Here is an 18,234-nt window from a genome sequence, read left to right as displayed (position 1 = left end):
ACACAAAAAAACCCAACCCAAAAACCCCCTACCCGCCCCCCCGGGCGGCGCGGCGGCGGCTGGTCAGTGGGGGGCAACCGGGGTGCAGGTACGGCGCGGGTCCTGGCGGAGAGGGGCGCGGGGGGTTCAGGTTCGGCTCGGTGTGGATGTTAATAGATGTATTTATGTGTGTTGTAACTAAAGGCTAGCGTTTTAACTCAATGTGCAATTCTGATTAACTTTCGGTATCGTCAGCTTAAGGCAAATTCAATTGAGGTGCGTATGAATTCAACCGCATATGCTCGCGGAACAAAAGCTGCGTCTGTCTGGAAGCGCTTATCTCGCGTCTACCTTGACGCTGATGATCGCTTTGCTGCCTGGGCTGAAAGGAAAAAGATACCGGCATCGATAGGAAAATCTGTTGTGCCTTTTTCTGTTCTTTTACTAATGACGCTGGCCATCGTTGCAGGATTCGCATTCGGCGCCGTAATCATGATTGTTGCTGCTTTTGTTTATATGGTTCGCCACATCCAGCTAAGTGGATCAGATGATTTGGATTCTACGTCATCTAACAGTTCTTGTGCTGCAGGCGGGCAATTCAGAAGCGGCAATGATGGAGAGGGTTTCTACAGCGGTCCTGACAATATTACGGTGACAGCTTCAAGGTTAGACAGAGAGGACGACGATTAGTCGATGCTAAACTAATCGTCGGTTTGATTAGATTTTCATTGCCCCTTTTGCCTTCTCAACAGCTTCTCCCCCACTCTTTTGAACCTGAGAGGTTCCACTTTTAAATGCACCGTCTAAAGTGCTGCCCATTCTGATACCCGCCCATGACAGAGCCCCCATCCACACTGCAGGTAGTACAAGAAACATCGTGGCCATAACAAAGTTCATGATCAGGTCATCCGAACTGTTCTGAAAACCTGCCATGTTAAAGCTGCTGTGTGTGTCAGAACTGTATAACGCTGTCAGCAGCCAGCTGTCGAGCCACCGAGCCAGCTCCCACCAGAACGTCAGGAAGTTAAGGGCAAAAAGCACAAACGTGAGCGTAATGACGGTTTTAATTTCATAGGCTGAGAACGCCAGGATAAGCGGCAGAATCACCACCACCGCCATGAGTAACACAGCCTGCACCATTGGCAGCGCCTGGCGCATGGCATCAAATGCCGGGAACGCTGCCAGACTGCCTAGAGCGGTACCGCCGATCGCAGCCACACGGGAAACGGAGTTATCAAGCGTAAAATCGGCGTTGCCTCCGTAGCCGGCATAGACGTGTCCCCCCTGTGATACGGTCAGGCTCTCAGGGCTGACAAGACGACGGATAATGGCCTCCTTATAGTCAGCCGCATTGCCACCAATCATGGTCATAGCGGCCGACAGACGGGTCCATAGTCCCGGGTCAGCCTGATCGACGACGCGCGACTGCAGTCCGGTGTCAGCATTATTCCACCACTCGTTGCAGGTTGGGTAGCCACCGCGGCCGGTATCCGGCCTTCCGCTGTCACGGCTCTCATTCCAGGCAAATTCCGCCCGTGGCGTTTTCGATTGCAGGTTGCCGTAATAATTACTGAGGAAGGTTTTGCTGCCTATCCACTCAATATCACGCAGCGTGGCTTTGTCTTTCGTCTGCCCCTGATCATGACGCTTCCACATATACAGCGCGAGCGAATAGCAGTCGTTGGTAAAGTCCTGCAGCTCTTCCGCAAGAGCCTTGTTGTTAATCCGCGTGTGCTGAACCTCAAAGCGGAGCTGACGCATGTCCGGACGGCAGGGGATTGTGGCAACAGACGCCTGCGTGATGCCCTTTGCCAGCTTGTGAATCAGATACCACCAGACCGGCGCTGCAGCAGTCTGATCGTTAATGCTCGATATAACCGGTGAATATCCCGTGTCGTCGGGCGCTTTTGGCGTCCACGTCCCGCAGCTCTGCGCACGTGACGTGTCATATTTGATCGTGCTCATATCGACGTTCATCAGCGGCATACAGCAGGCAATCATTACCAGAAAAGACGTGTAAACCGCATGCTCCATTCGGGGTATGGACAGGGCACCTTTATTCCCCTCATCTTCACCTTCTTCACGTACTTTCAGCCAGATGCCGATAAGCCGGAAAGCGACAGGCGCGGCAAACAGACCCGTTGTGATGAGAATATTCCAGAGTCCGTTGTTAACCACCCAGCCAAGCAGGGTAAGGAAATATTCCAGGTAGCTGTTAGTCAGCATCAGGACGCTCCCGTGCCGCCGAGCAGCACCAGTTCACAGACGACGGCAAAAATGACGCTGACGGCCGCAATGCGGATAAGCGGCTGGCGGTGTTGCGGGCCGAAGCCGGGCGCACGAAATACTTTCACAAAACCCCACGCCAGCGCACCATAAACCGCCAGGCGCCACATCAGCCAGCCATAGCGGGCATGCTCCATCCAGTCACGAAATGCAGCGGCCTGAGCAGGATTCCTTACAGCCTGGTCCGCGACAATGAGCCCGGCCAGCAGGAATACCAGCAGAGCACCGGCAGTACACAGCACGCGAAACAGCACGGGGTGCCGGCGGAAAAATGAGGCGCGTTGCGCCCCGTTTTCGATTTTCACAGGATGCGCTCTCATCAGTTGTTTTCCGTCTCAGGAACGGCCAGACGGTTAATGCGGTTGTCGGTGCTGTCATCGCTCTGCGTCTGCGGGTTACTGTTAACGCGCCCGTTTTCCCGCTCGATAATGGTGAGCACAGAATTGCGGGACAGCTCGCGCTTGAGCTCCATTTCGTTGCGTAATGCGGTGATCTCGCGATCGATGGCCGCAACGCGACGATCGCCTTCCTCAATGGCCGCATTCTGCGCGGCAGCGTTAGGCTCAGACATGCCGGTAACAATCATGCGGCGCATAATCAGCGCGGTTTCAACCGTATCCGCCATCGCCAGTTCGCCGGCGAGGCGGGCGGTCAGGGCGGCGTTGTCAGGATCCCTCTGAAGTGCTCTGATGACGCCTGCAGTAATGGGTAAACTGCCGGTTTTGAGTTTTGCCAGGTTCGTCGCGTTAGGCTGCTCGGTGCCGTTAACGAGTTTTACAAGCTGTTCAGTGTTCTCTTTGGTGGTCTCTTCCAGGATGGGCGCAAATCCGGTGCCGGCCTGAGTGGCACCCGGCTGCTGTTCGTCATCGCCGCTGGTACACTGAGATGCGTCGCTGCAGGTGCGCAGAGAGCTGTCCCCCACGACCTGCACCACAGCTTTAGCCGCTTCTTCAGCGCTGGCATATTTTCCACAGGCCCCCCCGTTACAGCTGTTGCTGCTGACTGAGTCAGAACTCAGTACCGGCAGGCTGTTCATCATGTTGAATCCCGCAGCGGTTAAATCATGCGTTGGCCGGATGGCCTGCTGCCCCTGACCGCCCCGTTTCTGTCCGCCGATCCAGTTCTGGCCTGAGTTGCCCTGCAGCTTGTCCGCTGAGTTATTCACGCGGACAGCATCAGCGTCTCCACTGTTAACAAGCGATCGGTACTCATCCATGACCGCGCCCTGCGTCCATTTGTTATTGCCGGCAAAATCCATCATGCGCTTCGACATGTTCTGGCAGTTGAGCTGGGCTTTATCAAAAGAGACGTTTGCCTGCAGCACGCCGTTTGTGAGCATGTCGTACAGGCCGGGATTGGCACGCTGGATAATCATTGCCGGCAGGCTGGCGACGGCACCGGTGGCGTTCTGCACCACGTCGCCCATAAGGTTTTTAAAGCCGTTTGTTACCCCGTTGAGCTGATTACCGACGGTCGTTTTCAGGTCGAAGTTGCCGCACATCAGGTCGCTGCTCCAGCCTGCGCTCATACCGATTTTACGCATGCTGCTGCGCGTTGCCGGCTGCGAAATGACAGAGCCGCCGCCGAGCGTATAGTAAAGCTTGTCAGAAACCGCGCCGCTGACGTCCTTGCCGTAGCCTATGGCGCTGTTATTCACGGAGGGCAGTGAAATACCGAATGCGCCGGACCGGTTATCATCAGCCGCCTGCGCGGATGCCGCTGCGGACGTGATGCACAGCGCAAGCGCGGCAGATTTAAATTGAACTGGTGACATTGTGCCTCTCAGAAGTCAGTTGAATAGAGGAAGGTCTGTCCGCGTCGCTTGCAGCAGCTGTAGGGCTGCCAGAGCGCATAGGCTTCGTTGCCGTCCTGAGCAATGGGATACGCGCCGTCCGGAAAGACGGCGCAGGAAGCTGAAAGCGTGGGCGACAGGCGCTGCCATTTATGATTCGCCGTGCCCGTGTTTTCTTTCACCTCTCCGGGCGGCCAGTAGCCGGCTTTGTGTGTACCTTTCAGTACCTGATAAACGTGAGGCTGCCCGGAGCGGGTGATAATGTCGGCTACCCGCTGCGCGACCACGGCGGAGGCTTTGTCATCGTCTGTCTGGCTGACGAAGCCGGATCGGGGATAAATATTGCCCCACATGTTGGCGCTGACCTGGCTGCCCAGTTCGCGCTGGCCTGGAACCAGCGCCTCGGGATACAGCGATTCAGGCAGTCCCGATCGCCAGACAAGTGAATCCAGCGTGCTCAGAAAGTAGGGATTAAATGGCGTGGCGGCGGTATCGCACGAATAACCGGCAATGCTGCCGCCTATGACGGAGGTGGCAGGGTGGCCTATCGCATCGGCGTATTTGAATTTGATGTTCGACTTGCGCTGCCCGGGCGTCTTGATATCGGCGGCGTTACCGCCGCCGGCTGGCGCACCGCTGGTCAGCGCGTTATCGATCGTACCGGACGCGCCGCTCATAAACGCCATCTCTGTCCAGGGATTACCTCCCGGGCCGGTGTAGGTGGACACCACCACTTCAGGAATGAAGTGCGTCACCTTAACGGAGGTTTTCACCGAACAGCCAAAGGGCGTACACATCAGCCAGTAACAGATGCCGCTGACGCGCCAGCTGATGCAGTCCTGGGTAATGGCGCTGGCAATGATGCCGGCAGTATTAATGGCGGAAACCGTGGCCGGAGTCGCGGCTGCTACAAGCACGGTGGCAATACCGGCGGCGTTGAAGTGCGTTCCGGGGGAGAAGCGCATCATTTACCCCCCTGACTACGAAGCGTTGCAGCCCGGGCAACGTCGGCCGTGCCATAAACCACATCCCTATCATCAAAAACGACGGCGGGGAACTTATGCAGCCCGATCTTCCAGGCATGTACAACCTGCCGGTATGCCTGAGCAATCTGCTCCTGCTGTCCGGGCCACTGCGGCGACTGAATGATTTCGCGGGCCTGCTGAGCGGCCAGCTGAGGATCTGAAGGCAGCTTGCCGAAAATGGCGTCCTGCAGGCGGTCGGGGCCATCAAGCCAGACAACAGAGCTTTCTTCAGTCAGGTTCTGAGGGGGATGTTCGGCATCGGTATACACAACGTTGCCGGCCATCAGCTGAAACGGTATAAACAGGAAAAGTGAGTGTAATAGCCTGAGTCGCATAGCGGATCTCCGTACGGTAACAGGCCTTCAGAGTGGCAGCGCGTGGTCAGGCTTTCAGCAGTAAACTCTTTTTCCGAGTTTGAAAATTACTGAGGTCGGAATTAAAACGGATGTTAGCGGTTAGTGAAACTGTCTCTACCGCAGTCATGACGTTAAGCAACGAGGTCAGCTTTTTGCCTAAAGCAGGCGAAGCTAATGAGATTATGAATTGATCAATGGGGAGCAGGCCACTATTAAAAACAAACCTGCATGTATTATCTGAACAGGCCTCAATTTCGCCATTCTAAACTCCTTACGGACTAGAGAATATTCAGTGCTTTATCCTTATAATTATTACGCGCCTTTAGCCTGCCTTAAGCGATAATAAACCAGCCCAACTATTATCAACACACATCCAGTCAATTGTTGACAAGTCATTTTTTCACCATACCAGAGAGTTGCTGCCAGCACTGTTAACAAAGGCTCAATGATCATAATCAATGCAGCATTTGCCGCCGTAGTCATGCTTTGCCCTTTAAGCTGCAACCAAAACCGAAGGCTCGTTGCGATAAAGGCACTGGACAACAGCCATCCCCAGGTAGACTCACTAACCTGCTGCGGCCATTGTTCAAAAAGTAAAGAGAGTAACAGAGCGATGATGCCCGTACAGCCGAGCTGGAAGGCAGCCAGAGCCTGAACCGGAACTGTGGCAGCAAAGCGTGTGCAGAAGCAGAAATAGACCGCCTGCAATAAAGCTGAAGCCAGAAACAGCAGTTGGCTTACTTCAAAAGTGAGTCCTTGTTTTAAAGTGAGTAATGCCAGTCCAGACATGCTTATTGGCAGTGCAATCCAGAACGCGATCACTGGACGATTTCCCAGTATCAGCCAGGCAAACAGGGGGACAAACAGCATTGATAAGCTCATTATGAATGCGCCCTCGCCTAATGCTTTTGTAGTGGCAACCGCGTATATCCACAACAAAATATTCGCTGTCTGCAAAAATCCAGTAAGGATTACGGCTCTTAGGCTGCGCATCATATTACGTAATTCAGCAGGTCGACTCAGCAGCAGTAACGCCACACTGGCTAGCAAAAAACGGATCGCTATAAATGCAAGGACTGGCATTTCAGCCACAGACTCACGAGAGCATACCCAGCCAAAGGCGGCAATAAAGGTTGTACAAAATAGCAACCCATCCGCTTGTTTTTGTTTAGAAAAGTTCATTTTTCGAATCCGTTAGATGCGGCTTGAAGAACTGGCAAGAATTAAAAAATAAATTTCACAAGACAGTTTATTGAAATATTCGATTCATAATAGCGCAGATTGGATGAAGCTTCATCTGCTGTACTAATCAATGTTGGCGGATCTGGTCATTAAAATGTGTGACCTCTCAATCGGCCAATTTTTGCAAGGTCGAAGAAGCAGTTGCACAAACTGCAAACAGGAAACGAATGGAGCCGTGCTATGGAAGGTGGCAGTTTGAACCTGAACATATGTGCTTTCTTTTTATCAGTGAGCACGCGGACAATATGGCAGTCGTTAGGTTTGAAGGGGCTATGCTATTAGATTTCAGCTGCCTGCTTGCGTGGAAAATTTAGCTGGTAAGCAATTTATCATGCCTTTTCCTGTGATTGCCCAATGGAATGATTAAATTTTAAACACATCTGCCAGTCGGCATACGCCTGTATCACATGTCGTTCAAACGAACTGCGTTAATCTAAACGCCGCAGATTCCACCGGATACACTTCAGAAGAAACCCAATAGAGATATAACTAAAAATGTAAGTGATGATTTCTAAACTTTTCAATTGTTATGTTATGACATACCCAAACGAATAGACATTAACTTTTTGTTTATTTTTTCACCAGTGCTTGTGGGGGAAAATAAAGAATTCATGCGAAGAGTTGAATCCGGAAATTTCAGAGGGATAAGTGATCAGTACAAGTTTTAAACCAGTGAAACACACGAAGTGGAATGTCGTGACTGTTGTAAGTTTCGTGCTTCTTTCAGGCAATGCATATGGAAACGATGAGATTTTAGGTAATGATGATGACCTTATAGTTACTGGTGAAAACCGAAGTGAAGAATCTGATGCCAGAAAATCACTGACACGACAGTATAAAAACTCTTTGTCTGTGCAATACCTCAAGGATGAGGAGCTAATCCATCGCCGACAAAGCGGACTGGGTGAAACGCTTGCAGGATTACCCGGTATACATCTGGACAGCTATGGCGGCGGAGCTTCCCGACCCGTCATCAGAGGACAGACCTTACCGAGGGTTGCCGTGCTCTCTGACGGAGCAACAATTTACGACGTATCGTCAATTTCACCCGATCATACAGTTGCAACCGATCCTCTGCTTCTTGATGAAATTGAAATCATCAAGGGCCCGGCTGCAACTATTTATGGTGGTAATGCATTAAATGGGGCAATAAATCTCATTGACAGCAAAGTGCCGAAATCAGTACCTGATGACAACATTACAGGCTCAGGAGAATTAAGATATGGTACCGGCGATCATGAAAAAACCGGAGTAGGTCGCATAACAGCCGGAGCCGGTAATTTTGCTTTTCACGTTGAGGGGAGCAGCCATGACGCAAGTGATTACCGGGTTCCATCGTCCTATGGGTCAAATCATCTTAAAGACTCTTACTCTAATAATAAAAGTACGTCTGTAGGCGCATCATGGATTACTGAAAAAGGTTATATTGGTGCCGCTTACACCCTACAACGTAATAACTATGGTTTGCCTGGCCATACTCATGAAAATAATATCTGTCATACTCACGCCAGCACGAAGCTCCACTGCGCGTTACACAACGGTGATGTGGATCCTTTTGCAGATATTGACGATTCAGATACAGCGTTCATCGACCTGCGCAGCGAGCGTTATGATATTCGTGCCGATTATGATTCAATTTTACCTGGAATCGAGCATGCAAGGGTTCGTTTCTCGCACACAAATTACAACCACAACGAAATCGATGGTGGAACCTTATTCGCAAACTATAATAATAAAGTAAGAGATATTCAGATTGAGTTAACACACGTTCCTGTATATGGCTTTTCAGGAATGATAGGTTACCAATATACTGAATCTTTTTTCAGTGGACTTGATGATAATACCGTACAGGTTCCCGCTCCTGAAGGTGCGCCAAGAAGGCTGAGACATAATTTCCTTTCTGACAGTCATGCCTTCTTCATTTCTGAAAAGAAAAGCTTGGGCCCGCTTGATGTTGAACTGGGTGCCAGAAAAGAATTTAATCATACAAATATCGACTGGCCTTTCTGGCGGGAATTCGCTTATAACGATTCTGATCTTAACCCGCTGTCACTCTCCTTTGGTACCACATGGCATTTTGATGACAGTTATTCCCTTTCACTGGATATCAGCCGAACGCAACGCGCGCCAAGCGTGCGTGAGCTTTACACATTTGGTAATAATCTGTCGACAAATACGCTTGAAGCCGGACTGATTACCGGAAGAAATCTCATTAATAATGACTGGATTGATGATCACTCGAAAGTGATAGAAACAGCAAAATCAGTGAACCTGACTCTCAGGAAGTCGAAAGGGTATACAACCTTTGAGGTGGGCGGATTCTATCAGGATATCCATAACTATGTTTACGGAAGGCTGCTTGATAAGGCTGAGGGCAGAGACTTTATGTACTTGATGTATACGCCGGCAGATGTTGTGTTCATGGGCGTGGACGGCGAGGTAAAACACTATTTTGATTATCAGACCAGCGCGAGTCTGTTCGGGGATTATGTTTATACTGAGCTCAAAAGCGAAAATGATAAATTACCAAGGGTCTCTCCGGCTCGTCTGGGCGTACGTTTATATCATGATTTCGTGAACTTTAACGGTGAAGTCGAGTTTTACCACACATTTACGCAAAACCGACATGCATCATATGAAACAAAAACGTCTGGATATAACATGCTTAACATGACTTTATCCCGGCCGTTCGAAGTCGGAGATTTTCAGAACGGAGAGATTTATCTCAGAGGCACAAACCTGACCAATACTTTAGCTTATGCTCACAGCGCATTTATTAAAGAGAAATCTCCCCTGCGCGGCAGAAATATTGTTCTTGGGTTAAGATATAATTTCTGACCTCCTTATTAGTGTATTAGTCGGATGACCACTGCACCTCCATAGCGGGAGGTGCAGTTTGCATCATCGTTAAAATAATCTTTTATAAAAAATTTAATAGTAAGATTCGCCGGACTAAAATTTCTTTTTCATGCACAATCAATTATTCAGATGATTAAATATTCCAACAAACAAACTGCCAGCGATCTGATAATGGCACAATTTTTAATGCTTTATATAATAATCTGCACAGGCCCGTGATTATCGCAGTGCTCGCCATGAGGGTGATGCAAATGTCCGTCTACCAGATAGTCAACGTGGTCACCGTGCGGAACAGCCTCATGGCCACATCCCGGGCCGTGCACGTGATCGGGTGCATGCCCTGAGCAATGGTGTTCTGGTGTACATACGTCGGGATTACTGGCACTGACTTCCAGCACGTGCTCATCCACATGGTCGCCGTGAGGATGGTGCAGATGGCCATCATGGAGGTAATCGACGTGATCGCCATGCTGAATGGCGATGTGGCCACAGCCGGTGCCGTGAGTGTGATTGTGGTTTACGTGATGCTTTTCGTTGCAGCTGGACATTACTGACTCCTGAATATCAATGGTCTTCGTTTATGTGTTCACAGGCGTTGCGGATGATATCGGCAACATGTTTGTCGGCGAGGCTGTAAAACATCTTCCTCCCCTCTCTGCGGCGGACGACCAGTCGGTGGTGAAGAAGGTCCCGTAACCTTGCAGAGACGTTCACCATCTTTTCACCAGACAACTCTGTAAGTTCAGTCACGCTTTTCTCACCGCTTTCGAGCAGGATGACCAGTCGCATTCGACCTTCATCAGACAAGGCGTGAAAAAAAAGTGATACCGCCTTCAAATCTGATTCCATAGCTGAGCCTCACTCAAACAATCTATAGATATATAGATTATACGATTGAAAGCATAATTCAATCTTTAATTTGCTAAATCGTTTGTAAATGACTACATGAATGTGACGTTTTTATTAAAACCACTTTTAATCTTTAATACATTGATATATATGTAAAATTAACCAAAATACTACCATGCAAGATAACGATTATTGCCAATGATTGTAAGCAAACGTCTTTTTATGTGGTTAATTGTTATGTTATAACGTTTCGCATTGAGGTTTGTGCTCATCCGTACCATCAGCGATGAAACTGCGTACTTCATATAAAAATTCTGAATTTGAGTGACTTAAATTAAAAAATGGATTAATTGATGAATATCAGGGCAGTAACTTTTGCAATCGCCTCTCTTCTCACTGCTAATGCCTGCGCGGTAAGTATTGATTATCGCCATGAAGTTAAAGATACCGCAGAGAACACGCATAAAGACCGCCTGCTGATTGCACATCGCTTCAGCAACGGGTTTGGTATTTCTTCGGAAGTGAAATGGAAAAGCGGAGACTCCGGCGCACGCAGCGATAACGTTTACCACGAAAACGTGAGCGATGGCTGGGAAGCCGTACCCAGCTATCTCTACCGTTTTAATCCACTTTTTGCCCTTGAGGGCGGTCTTAATCTCGCCGTAGACAGTAATTACACCAACTATCGTCCCTACGTAAAAAGTTACGTGTATTTCACAGATGACCTGAACTGGTCACTTCGTTTCCGCCCGTTTTATAAGCGCTACAGCGGAAATATCAACACTGAAAAAAATACGCAGGAAAAAGGCATGACCATTACGTCCGTGCTGAGTTATCGCCTGCCGGGCAACTGGGGTATCGAGTACGAGCTGGAATACCACAAAACCGACACCAAAGAGTTTGCGCCCGTTGCAAACAACAAAGACTACCAGTGGACGCACGACGTCAAGGTCTCCTATGCCGTTGACAAAAACTGGAAACCCTACGTGGCTGTCGCCAACATTCCTGGCAGCAAGTATACCGACGAGCGTCAGACGCGCTTCCGCGTGGGTGTGACTTACAGCTTCTGATTTCCCTCCTGCTGAATCGACCAGTGGCTGAATAATGCTGTTCGGCCACCAAAGGAAAACCAATATGTTAAAACAAGCATTTATTTACAGCGCGCTCGCGCTGGCCGTAACTACGTCATTTGCATCAGGCGTTGCTGCAGCAGCAGATACCTCAGCGCAGGCTCAGAATACGGTTGTGATTATTGAGCGCTTTGAACTGGGGCATTACAACCCTCTTCTGGGCCACGGCCGGAGCGGTGAATCTCACTTTTATCAGGGGCTGTACCGGATTGAAGCCGGCGTCTTTGACAGACAGCCTGATCTGATCCCTACCCTTGCCTCCGGCCCGGCAGTGGCTTCGGAAAAAAATAAGGTCTGGACCGTTCCGCTGCGTAAGGGGATCAAGTTCTCAGATGGTACGTCATTTGGACCAGAGGATGTGGTCGCGACCTATCAGGCCTTTATCGATCCGCGCTCGGCGTCTTCTGAAATTGCAACATGGGATAACGTTGAGAAAGTCGAGGCCACCTCCGATGCCGTGGTGTTTACGCTCAAAGAGCCAATGGCAAACTTTGATCGCCGTCTTATCAATGGCATCGCCCCTTCCGAAGCGTTTGATTTTGCTAACCTGAGTAAGGCAGAAGCTTCCCCGCTGAATACGCATCCGGTGGGCACTGGCGCTTATGAATTAACTGAGTTACGACCCGATCAGGCGATCCTGACCGCCCGTAAGGACTACTGGGGACCTCAGCCGCAGGTGCAGAAAATCGTCCTGCGTTATACCGCTGATGAAAATGCGCGTGCGCAGCAGCTGAGAGCCGGTGAAGGCGACGGCACCGCGCTTCCGGCCGACCTTGCCGCGACCTTCAAAGCGCCAGAATACGAAACCTTCTCCGTGAAGGCCGGAGACTGGCGTGCTGTCAGCCTGCCCGCCGGCAATCCGGTAACGGGAGATGATGCTATCCGTCTGGCGGTCAACTACGCCGTAAACCGGGCCGACATGGTCAAATACGCGCTGAAGGGGCACGGTACCGCCAACTCTACCTACCTGGCCCCCTTCTTTGGTGAGGCTTACGATCCGGCAGAAGAGTTCAGCTACTCACCCGAAAAGGCTAAGCAAATCCTTGATGATGCTGGCTGGAAGGTGGGTACGGATGGCGTGCGGGTGCGTAACGGCCAGCGTGCGGCTTTTGATATCATTTATTTTCCGAATCGCGATCGCTCCCGCCGCGATCTGACGCTGATGGTCGCGAGCGACCTGAAGAAAATCGGCATTCAGGTCACGCCGGTGGCGCGGGATTCAAAATCAGTCACACGGGACGTTTATGCCAGCACCTCCGTGATGGCCGGAAGCGGCGTGCCGTACTCTGTGGACAGTCAGGTTTACCACATCCTGCACTCTAAATACGCAGAGCCAGGGGTAGGCGCAAGCTGGGATAACGCCTCTGATTACCGCAATCCGGTCATAGACCGCCTTCTCGACAGCGCTCGTGCGGAAACAGACCCTCACAAGCAGGCCGGCCTCTATCGCGAACTGCAGAAAGAATATCACCGCAAGCCCGCCATGCTGCAGCTTGTCTATCTTGACCATATCTACGTTCAGCGTGAAATGGGTTACAAAAATATCAAGGTCACACTGGAGCCTCATTCCCATAACATCGGATTTGGCCCCTGGTTCACCATTGAGTCCTGGAAAAAGTAGCAGATGGCATTCTCATCAGGACGGTGGCATCGCCGCCGTCGTTCCGTACTGCTGATGGTGGCAAGGCGCATTACTTTCCTTGTACCGCTGCTCATTCTGGTCACGCTGGGGCAGTTTGCTTTGGCCACCGTCAGCCCCTACGATCCGCTTGATGCTTATCTTGGTGGGCTTGCCGCCGAGATGACGGCATCACAACAGGCGTCGCTGTCGGCTGTACTGCACCTTGATCTGACCTGGTATGCGTCCTGGTGGGAATGGGTAACCGGGGTATGCTCAGGAGACCTGGGTATATCCCGCGCCTACCAGCAGCCCGTTACCGCTGTCATCAGCGATCGGCTGCCGTGGACGGTGCTGTTAGGCTGCACCGGACTGGTTTTCAGTACGGCCGTTTCATTTATTCTGGGAACGGCTGCCGGGCTGAAACCCGGCGGCCTTGCCGATCGGTTTATCAGCTTTTTTGCCATCATTCTGCAGACGATACCCCCGTTTGTGCTGGCGCTGGTTATGCTGGGTATCTTTGCCATCTCATTCAACCTGCTGCCCACCGGCGGGCTGACTTATCCAGGGCAGGCGGCGACGCTGAGTTCTACGCTGATGCATCTGTTACTGCCAGGCCTGGTGCTGGGTTTAACACAGCTGCCGTGGCTGATACTCAGCCTGCGGGAATCGGTGACGGATGTACTGAATTCAGACGCCATCCGGGGAGCCCGCGTCCGGGGTATTCCCTTTTCGCGCATCGTCAGCCATCACATCATTCCGACCGCGCTCCCGCCTTTTGTCGCGCTGGTTGGATCACGACTGGCGGAGCTGGTCGCGGGCTCCGTGTTGGTTGAAAGCATCTTTTCCTGGCCCGGGCTCGGCAGCGCACTGGTCAGAAGTGCCCAGTCACTCGATTTTGCGCTGCTGACCTTTCTGACGGTGGCGGTAACGGTGCTTGTCCTGCTGGGCAACCTCATCGCCGATATTCTTTTCGTTATTCTGGACCCGCGGGTTGACGCAGATGCTTAAGATATTTTCTCTCTCCCGAACGCCTCCGGGCCTTTCAGCCATCCTCACCTGGATGACATTTATGGTGGTTGCCGGCTACGCCATCGTGGTTCCCTGGGTCAGCCACGTTGATCCTCTGATAACCGACTTCAGTATGGCGGACCTGCCTCCGGGTAAAGATGCACTGTTTGGAACCGATGCAGAGGGTCACGATCTTTTTATCCGCGTAGCGCAGGGGCTGCGCATTTCTCTCGTAATCTCTCTGGTAACGGCCACAACGTCCTGTCTTTTTGGCGTGGTACTCGGCACGCTGGCAGGCATGAGCGGGGGCTGGGTTGACCGTATTATAATGCGGATTACGGACGGTATTAATGCGCTCCCCCACCTGCTCATTGGCATCCTGATCGTGTCACTGTTTAAGGGTTCGGTCATAGCGATTATTGCCTCCCTGACCCTGACGCACTGGACCTATATTGCCCGGGTAGTCAGGGCGCAGATTATCGGCGTCCGTCACGCCGAATTCATTGAGGCCGCATGGCTTTCCGGCATGAACCGCTGGCGTATCATCCGGGTTCATCTCATTCCTGCCGCACTGGGACAGACGCTAATCGGCCTGGTTTTACTGATCCCGCACACTATCTGGCACGAGTCCACGCTATCTTTTCTCGGGCTGGGGCTTCCGCCGCACATGCCCTCACTCGGTACGCTTCTGTCATCAGCTCAGGGTGCACTGCTGCTCGGCCAGTGGTGGATGCTGCTGTTTCCCTGCCTGTTGTTGATTGCCACAACGGTGTCAGTCTCACTGATTGGCGGCATGCTTAAAAACCGTATCACCGGTCATCAGGAGACGCTGCGATGACGCTGAAAATCGAAAATTTAACGGTCAGGATCCCGCTGGCGCAGGGTAGCCAGGTGCATGCTGCCTCGCTGATAAACCTCGACGTGGCGAAAGGAGAGGTCCATGCCCTGATTGGTGAGTCAGGGTGCGGCAAGTCCACTATCGCGCAGGCCATTACGGGCCTGCTGCCGCACAAGGCGCGCGTATCAGGCAGCGTTCTTTATCGTGAGGAAAACATCCTTGGCAGCCAGTCTCGCTTTCTGGGTAAACATATTGCGCTGATCCCGCAGTCAGCCGCCACGTTTATGACGCCCGTCAGAACGCTGGGCGCGCAGCTTGCAGAAACCGTTGAGGTGCTGGAAGGCCCGCTCACGCCCGAAGAGCTGATGGCAACCGTCGATTTAAAACCTGACGTTTTGCAGCTTTATCCGCATGAAATTTCTGGGGGTATGGCCCAGCGTGCCGCCGTCGCCTTCGCACTGGCCGGCGCGCCGGACGTGATTATTGCAGATGAACCCACCGCGTCGCTGGATCCTGCCCGCAAAGAGGGAATATTCCGTTTGCTGCGGCAGATTGCCGGCGAGGGCGCGGCGGTCATGCTTATCACGCATGATATCAGCACGCTGCTCGATACCGGTATCGCTGACGAGCTGAGCGTATGTTATGCCTCACGCATTATCGAATCCGGTCCTGCAGGCACGCTCCTTAACGGCGGAGCAGAACACCGTTACACGTGTGATCTGCTGGCAGCTCTGCCGCGCAATGGATTGCACAGGATGCGCGGCGTGCCGCCGGAACTGACCGACCTATCCGATGAATATAGCTATGAATCGCGTATTGCCATGCCCGGGGGGACTGAATGCAGGGTTTGATTGCCAGTAATGTGATTGTTGAGTTTGAACGTCCTGACGGCAGCCTCTGGCGGGTGCTTGATCGCGTGAGCCTCACGGTGCCACCGGGCAAAATTACGGGTCTGACCGGTCAGTCCGGACGCGGCAAAACGACACTCGGGCGCGTCATGGCCGGACTGGTCGTGCCGGTAAGCGGAAAGGTGACCTGTAACACTATGCCAGTCGGTAACGTACGCAGCCGCTCCGGTAGTCAGACCCGGGGACAGATTGGCATGGTGTTTCAGTCACCCCGCCGCTCCTGTGATCCCCGGCTGACGCTGCAGAAGACCATTTTGCAGACCGCAAGCCGTGGCGTGGATATCGACCGGATACTCTCAGATGTGGCGCTGACTGCCGATTTGCTCAGACGCTTTCCTGCACAGGTGTCCGACGGGCAGCTGCAGCGGGCGGCTTTGGCACGAACGCTTGCTGCTGAACCGGAATATATTATCCTGGATGAGATGACTTCCATGCTTGACCCGGCTACGACGGCTACGCTGATGGATGCGATTAAGCGATACACCCGCAGTGGTGGTGGCGTGCTGATGATAAGTCACGATCACGAGCTCGTAGAGGCTGTATCTGATGAAATAAGGCAGCTATGAACGTCCTGACTGCAGAAGGACCGTCATTCATGAGCCTGCACTCTGTATTTTGATTGCCTGAAGGAGACTGTTTTGACGAACAAAAAACGCGTTGCCATTGTGGGTGCCGGAGCTCTTGGACTCTCGGCTGCCCGCTCTCTCAGCGCCAGCGGTGCGGATGTGACCGTTTTCGAACGGAGTGACATCGGGGCCGGCACCAGCACAACGACTTTCGCGTGGATCAATTCGAACGGTAAAAATCCCGCAAGCTATCACGCGCTGAACGTGGCGGCGATGCGTGAACACGCTGAGCTACAAAAAAATTCCCGCTCTGAAGGCCAGTGGCTGCAGCAGAGCGGAACCTATGAGTGGGCAACGAACAGCGCACAGCAGGAGCGACTCACCGCGCGTGTTACCCGCCTGCGTCAGACAGACTACATCGCAGAGGAGCTGTCGCAGGCGCAACTCAGAACGCGGGTGCCGGAGATACGGATCGATCCCCGCGCAGACCGCATCTGGCATTTTCCGGAAGAGTGCCTGCTTCATCCCTCGGTATTCCTTGCGCATCAGTGGGCTGAAGCGCGCCGGTACGGGGCAGCACTTCATATCAATGCCGGCGTCAGGGATATCGCTGAACATGAAAAGGGAGTGATACTGCACCTTGATGACGGTTCAGAATGGAAAGGTGACAGCCTGGTGCTGGCTACGGGCCGGTGGTCACGGGAACTGATGTCGCGACTTGGTCTCCAGCTTGCCATGGTGGATCCCAACCAGCCCAATCGGATTGCCTGTGGTTTTCTGGCGGTGACCACGCCACAGCTTACGCAGTTAAGTGCCAACCTGATCACCCCAGAGCTTAACGTCCGGCCAGACGGAGGCGGCCGGCTGCTGCTTCAGGCTCCTGACCTGGATCACCTCGCTGACCCCGCGGCGTCTGTCCCTGCTGAAGGCTACATAGGTCAGGAAATGCTGCACAGGCTGCGTCGACTGTTTGATAACACCCGCTCTGCAAAAATTGAGCGGATCGCGGTCGGACAGCGTTCGCGACCGGCTGACGGGCTTCCCGGCATCGGTTTTGTCACACCACATAAGCGCGTGTATCTGATGGTCACCCACAGCGGCATGACGCTGGCTCCGCTTCTTGGCAGGCTGGGAGCAGAAGAAATTCTGCAGGGGTCGCGATCGGCTCTGCTTCATGACTATTCCCCCGACAGACTGCTGGGCAAAACGGCTGACGACTTTCCGGCCTTCTCCACCCTTCATTTTCCCGCCGCACAATAGCTTTCAGCAGCATTTTTAAAGCCTCTGCCTTTTCATTAACACGAGAAGGCCGTGGTCTGTCAGTTACTTCAGGCTAAAAGCTTCCTTACTCTCTGCTGATTGACCGTTCGTTTCACTCTGGCCAGTGAATAAGCCTGAGTCCTTTCTTCACGGTTTTCCGGAACTCTTCACACTCGCCATGCTCCGCTTTGTGGCAGCGCGCTACGTGTTTCAGCCCCCTGCTAATCTGACGGAGCCGACTTATGGCCCAGTCAATCTCCGCAGCCCGGTTTAGAAGCATTTCTCTGTCAAGAGCAACCGATCCGGACGTATTCAGCATGGGAACAATTTCATCAAGCGTAAAGCCGGCCGCCTGCCCCAGCGCTATCAGCTGAAGTTTACCTAATACGCTCTCATGATATTGCCTCCTCAGGCCGTTCCGGCCTACAGAGCGGATAAGCCCCTTTTTTTCATAAAAACGCAGCGTGGAGGGCTGAACGCCCGTGATGTCTGACACTTCCCTGATATCCATTTCT

General features: G+C 52.5%; 18 protein-coding genes. 9 read left to right on the top strand and 9 right to left on the bottom strand.

The features are described 5' to 3' along the window. Nucleotides 1–261 precede the first annotated feature (261 nt). Nucleotides 262–669, top strand: coding sequence for a hypothetical protein (locus IAE30_RS27995; protein WP_200547398.1), 408 nt, complete (start codon nucleotides 262–264; stop codon nucleotides 667–669). 27 nt (nucleotides 670–696) lie between these two features. On the opposite strand, the gene IAE30_RS27990 is transcribed toward IAE30_RS27995, so the two are convergent. The 6 genes from IAE30_RS27990 to IAE30_RS27965 all read right to left on the bottom strand — a co-directional run bounded on the left by IAE30_RS27990 (nucleotide 697) and on the right by IAE30_RS27965 (nucleotide 6,620). Next, nucleotides 697–2,205 (bottom strand): conjugal transfer protein TraG N-terminal domain-containing protein, encoded by a 1,509-nt coding sequence (locus tag IAE30_RS27990; protein ID WP_200547399.1) that lies wholly within the window; start codon nucleotides 2,203–2,205, stop codon nucleotides 697–699. Beyond that, nucleotides 2,205–2,585 carry a hypothetical protein gene (locus tag IAE30_RS27985; RefSeq protein ID WP_200539462.1) on the bottom strand — a complete coding sequence of 127 codons (381 nt, stop codon included), beginning with the start codon at nucleotides 2,583–2,585 and terminating at the stop codon, nucleotides 2,205–2,207. Before IAE30_RS27985 ends, IAE30_RS27990 begins: the two co-directional genes overlap by 1 nt. After that, nucleotides 2,585–4,039, bottom strand: a complete 1,455-nt coding sequence (locus IAE30_RS27980) for an integrating conjugative element protein (RefSeq protein ID WP_200578547.1) — start codon at nucleotides 4,037–4,039, stop codon at nucleotides 2,585–2,587. The genes IAE30_RS27985 and IAE30_RS27980 overlap by 1 nt, the downstream gene beginning before the upstream one ends. Before the next feature lie 8 nt (nucleotides 4,040–4,047). Further along, a complete protein-coding gene (locus IAE30_RS27975; RefSeq protein ID WP_370569513.1) occupies nucleotides 4,048–5,025 on the bottom strand; it encodes a TIGR03756 family integrating conjugative element protein in 978 nt (325 codons plus the stop codon). Beyond that, complete coding sequence (locus tag IAE30_RS27970; protein ID WP_200539464.1) at nucleotides 5,022–5,417, bottom strand: TIGR03757 family integrating conjugative element protein; 396 nt, start codon at nucleotides 5,415–5,417, stop codon at nucleotides 5,022–5,024. Before IAE30_RS27970 ends, IAE30_RS27975 begins: the two co-directional genes overlap by 4 nt. A gap of 333 nt (nucleotides 5,418–5,750) precedes the next feature. After that, nucleotides 5,751–6,620, bottom strand: coding sequence for a DMT family transporter (locus IAE30_RS27965; RefSeq protein WP_200539433.1), 870 nt, complete (start codon nucleotides 6,618–6,620; stop codon nucleotides 5,751–5,753). 756 nt (nucleotides 6,621–7,376) lie between these two features. Between IAE30_RS27965 and IAE30_RS27960 the strand changes: the two genes are divergently transcribed. Beyond that, nucleotides 7,377–9,518, top strand: coding sequence for a TonB-dependent receptor domain-containing protein (locus tag IAE30_RS27960; RefSeq protein ID WP_200578546.1), 2,142 nt, complete (start codon nucleotides 7,377–7,379; stop codon nucleotides 9,516–9,518). 212 nt (nucleotides 9,519–9,730) lie between these two features. Here IAE30_RS27960 and IAE30_RS27955 read toward each other — a convergent pair whose 3' ends face one another. After that, nucleotides 9,731–10,087: a hypothetical protein gene (locus IAE30_RS27955; protein ID WP_200539431.1), complete on the bottom strand. Its 357-nt coding sequence runs from the start codon at nucleotides 10,085–10,087 to the stop codon at nucleotides 9,731–9,733. Between the two features lie 16 nt (nucleotides 10,088–10,103). Next, the gene (locus IAE30_RS27950) at nucleotides 10,104–10,388 is read right to left on the bottom strand and encodes a helix-turn-helix transcriptional regulator (protein WP_200539430.1); all 285 of its coding nucleotides are present in this window, start codon (nucleotides 10,386–10,388) and stop codon (nucleotides 10,104–10,106) included. Between the two features lie 353 nt (nucleotides 10,389–10,741). Between IAE30_RS27950 and IAE30_RS27945 the strand changes: the two genes are divergently transcribed. From IAE30_RS27945 to IAE30_RS27915, 7 genes are all read left to right on the top strand, one after another. Continuing rightward, nucleotides 10,742–11,458 carry an oligogalacturonate-specific porin KdgM family protein gene (locus tag IAE30_RS27945; RefSeq protein WP_200539429.1) on the top strand — a complete coding sequence of 239 codons (717 nt, stop codon included), beginning with the start codon at nucleotides 10,742–10,744 and terminating at the stop codon, nucleotides 11,456–11,458. Nucleotides 11,459–11,492: 34 nt separating this feature from the next. Next, nucleotides 11,493–13,139, top strand: coding sequence for an ABC transporter substrate-binding protein (locus tag IAE30_RS27940; RefSeq protein WP_200539428.1), 1,647 nt, complete (start codon nucleotides 11,493–11,495; stop codon nucleotides 13,137–13,139). A gap of 3 nt (nucleotides 13,140–13,142) precedes the next feature. Next, the gene (locus IAE30_RS27935; RefSeq protein WP_200539427.1) at nucleotides 13,143–14,147 is read left to right on the top strand and encodes an ABC transporter permease; all 1,005 of its coding nucleotides are present in this window, start codon (nucleotides 13,143–13,145) and stop codon (nucleotides 14,145–14,147) included. A 61-nt stretch (nucleotides 14,148–14,208) separates the two neighbouring features. Continuing rightward, a complete protein-coding gene (locus IAE30_RS27930; protein ID WP_200539426.1) occupies nucleotides 14,209–14,985 on the top strand; it encodes an ABC transporter permease in 777 nt (258 codons plus the stop codon). After that, nucleotides 14,982–15,836 (top strand): ATP-binding cassette domain-containing protein, encoded by an 855-nt coding sequence (locus tag IAE30_RS27925; RefSeq protein ID WP_200547409.1) that lies wholly within the window; start codon nucleotides 14,982–14,984, stop codon nucleotides 15,834–15,836. Before IAE30_RS27930 ends, IAE30_RS27925 begins: the two co-directional genes overlap by 4 nt. Next, nucleotides 15,824–16,459, top strand: coding sequence for an ABC transporter ATP-binding protein (locus IAE30_RS27920; RefSeq protein ID WP_200547410.1), 636 nt, complete (start codon nucleotides 15,824–15,826; stop codon nucleotides 16,457–16,459). The genes IAE30_RS27925 and IAE30_RS27920 overlap by 13 nt, the downstream gene beginning before the upstream one ends. A gap of 72 nt (nucleotides 16,460–16,531) precedes the next feature. After that, entirely contained in the window at nucleotides 16,532–17,719 is a 1,188-nt protein-coding gene (locus IAE30_RS27915; RefSeq protein WP_200547411.1) for an FAD-binding oxidoreductase, read from the top strand. Between the two features lie 112 nt (nucleotides 17,720–17,831). Here the strand turns inward: IAE30_RS27915 and IAE30_RS27910 are convergent, their stop codons facing one another. Next, nucleotides 17,832–18,230: a MerR family transcriptional regulator gene (locus IAE30_RS27910; RefSeq protein ID WP_200547412.1), complete on the bottom strand. Its 399-nt coding sequence runs from the start codon at nucleotides 18,228–18,230 to the stop codon at nucleotides 17,832–17,834. Between the last annotated feature and the right edge of the window lie 4 nt (nucleotides 18,231–18,234).

Source organism: Pantoea sp. S61, assembly GCF_016625145.1.
GTDB lineage: Bacteria > Pseudomonadota > Gammaproteobacteria > Enterobacterales > Enterobacteriaceae > Pantoea > Pantoea rwandensis_B.
The sequence above is the reverse complement of the archived record's forward strand: the minus strand, read 5'-3'. Positions and strand labels throughout refer to the sequence as shown.

Coding starts and splice junctions, on each gene's coding strand:
- IAE30_RS27995 (WP_200547398.1), top strand. CDS start 262: ATGAATTCAACCGCATATGCTCGCGGAACAAAAGCTGCGTCTGTCTGG.
- IAE30_RS27990 (WP_200547399.1), bottom strand. CDS start 2,205: ATGCTGACTAACAGCTACCTGGAATATTTCCTTACCCTGCTTGGCTGG.
- IAE30_RS27985 (WP_200539462.1), bottom strand. CDS start 2,585: ATGAGAGCGCATCCTGTGAAAATCGAAAACGGGGCGCAACGCGCCTCA.
- IAE30_RS27980 (WP_200578547.1), bottom strand. CDS start 4,039: ATGTCACCAGTTCAATTTAAATCTGCCGCGCTTGCGCTGTGCATCACG.
- IAE30_RS27975 (WP_370569513.1), bottom strand. CDS start 5,025: ATGATGCGCTTCTCCCCCGGAACGCACTTCAACGCCGCCGGTATTGCC.
- IAE30_RS27970 (WP_200539464.1), bottom strand. CDS start 5,417: ATGCGACTCAGGCTATTACACTCACTTTTCCTGTTTATACCGTTTCAG.
- IAE30_RS27965 (WP_200539433.1), bottom strand. CDS start 6,620: ATGAACTTTTCTAAACAAAAACAAGCGGATGGGTTGCTATTTTGTACA.
- IAE30_RS27955 (WP_200539431.1), bottom strand. CDS start 10,087: ATGTCCAGCTGCAACGAAAAGCATCACGTAAACCACAATCACACTCAC.
- IAE30_RS27950 (WP_200539430.1), bottom strand. CDS start 10,388: ATGGAATCAGATTTGAAGGCGGTATCACTTTTTTTTCACGCCTTGTCT.
- IAE30_RS27945 (WP_200539429.1), top strand. CDS start 10,742: ATGAATATCAGGGCAGTAACTTTTGCAATCGCCTCTCTTCTCACTGCT.
- IAE30_RS27940 (WP_200539428.1), top strand. CDS start 11,493: ATGCTGTTCGGCCACCAAAGGAAAACCAATATGTTAAAACAAGCATTT.
- IAE30_RS27935 (WP_200539427.1), top strand. CDS start 13,143: ATGGCATTCTCATCAGGACGGTGGCATCGCCGCCGTCGTTCCGTACTG.
- IAE30_RS27930 (WP_200539426.1), top strand. CDS start 14,209: ATGGTGGTTGCCGGCTACGCCATCGTGGTTCCCTGGGTCAGCCACGTT.
- IAE30_RS27925 (WP_200547409.1), top strand. CDS start 14,982: ATGACGCTGAAAATCGAAAATTTAACGGTCAGGATCCCGCTGGCGCAG.
- IAE30_RS27920 (WP_200547410.1), top strand. CDS start 15,824: ATGCAGGGTTTGATTGCCAGTAATGTGATTGTTGAGTTTGAACGTCCT.
- IAE30_RS27910 (WP_200547412.1), bottom strand. CDS start 18,230: ATGGATATCAGGGAAGTGTCAGACATCACGGGCGTTCAGCCCTCCACG.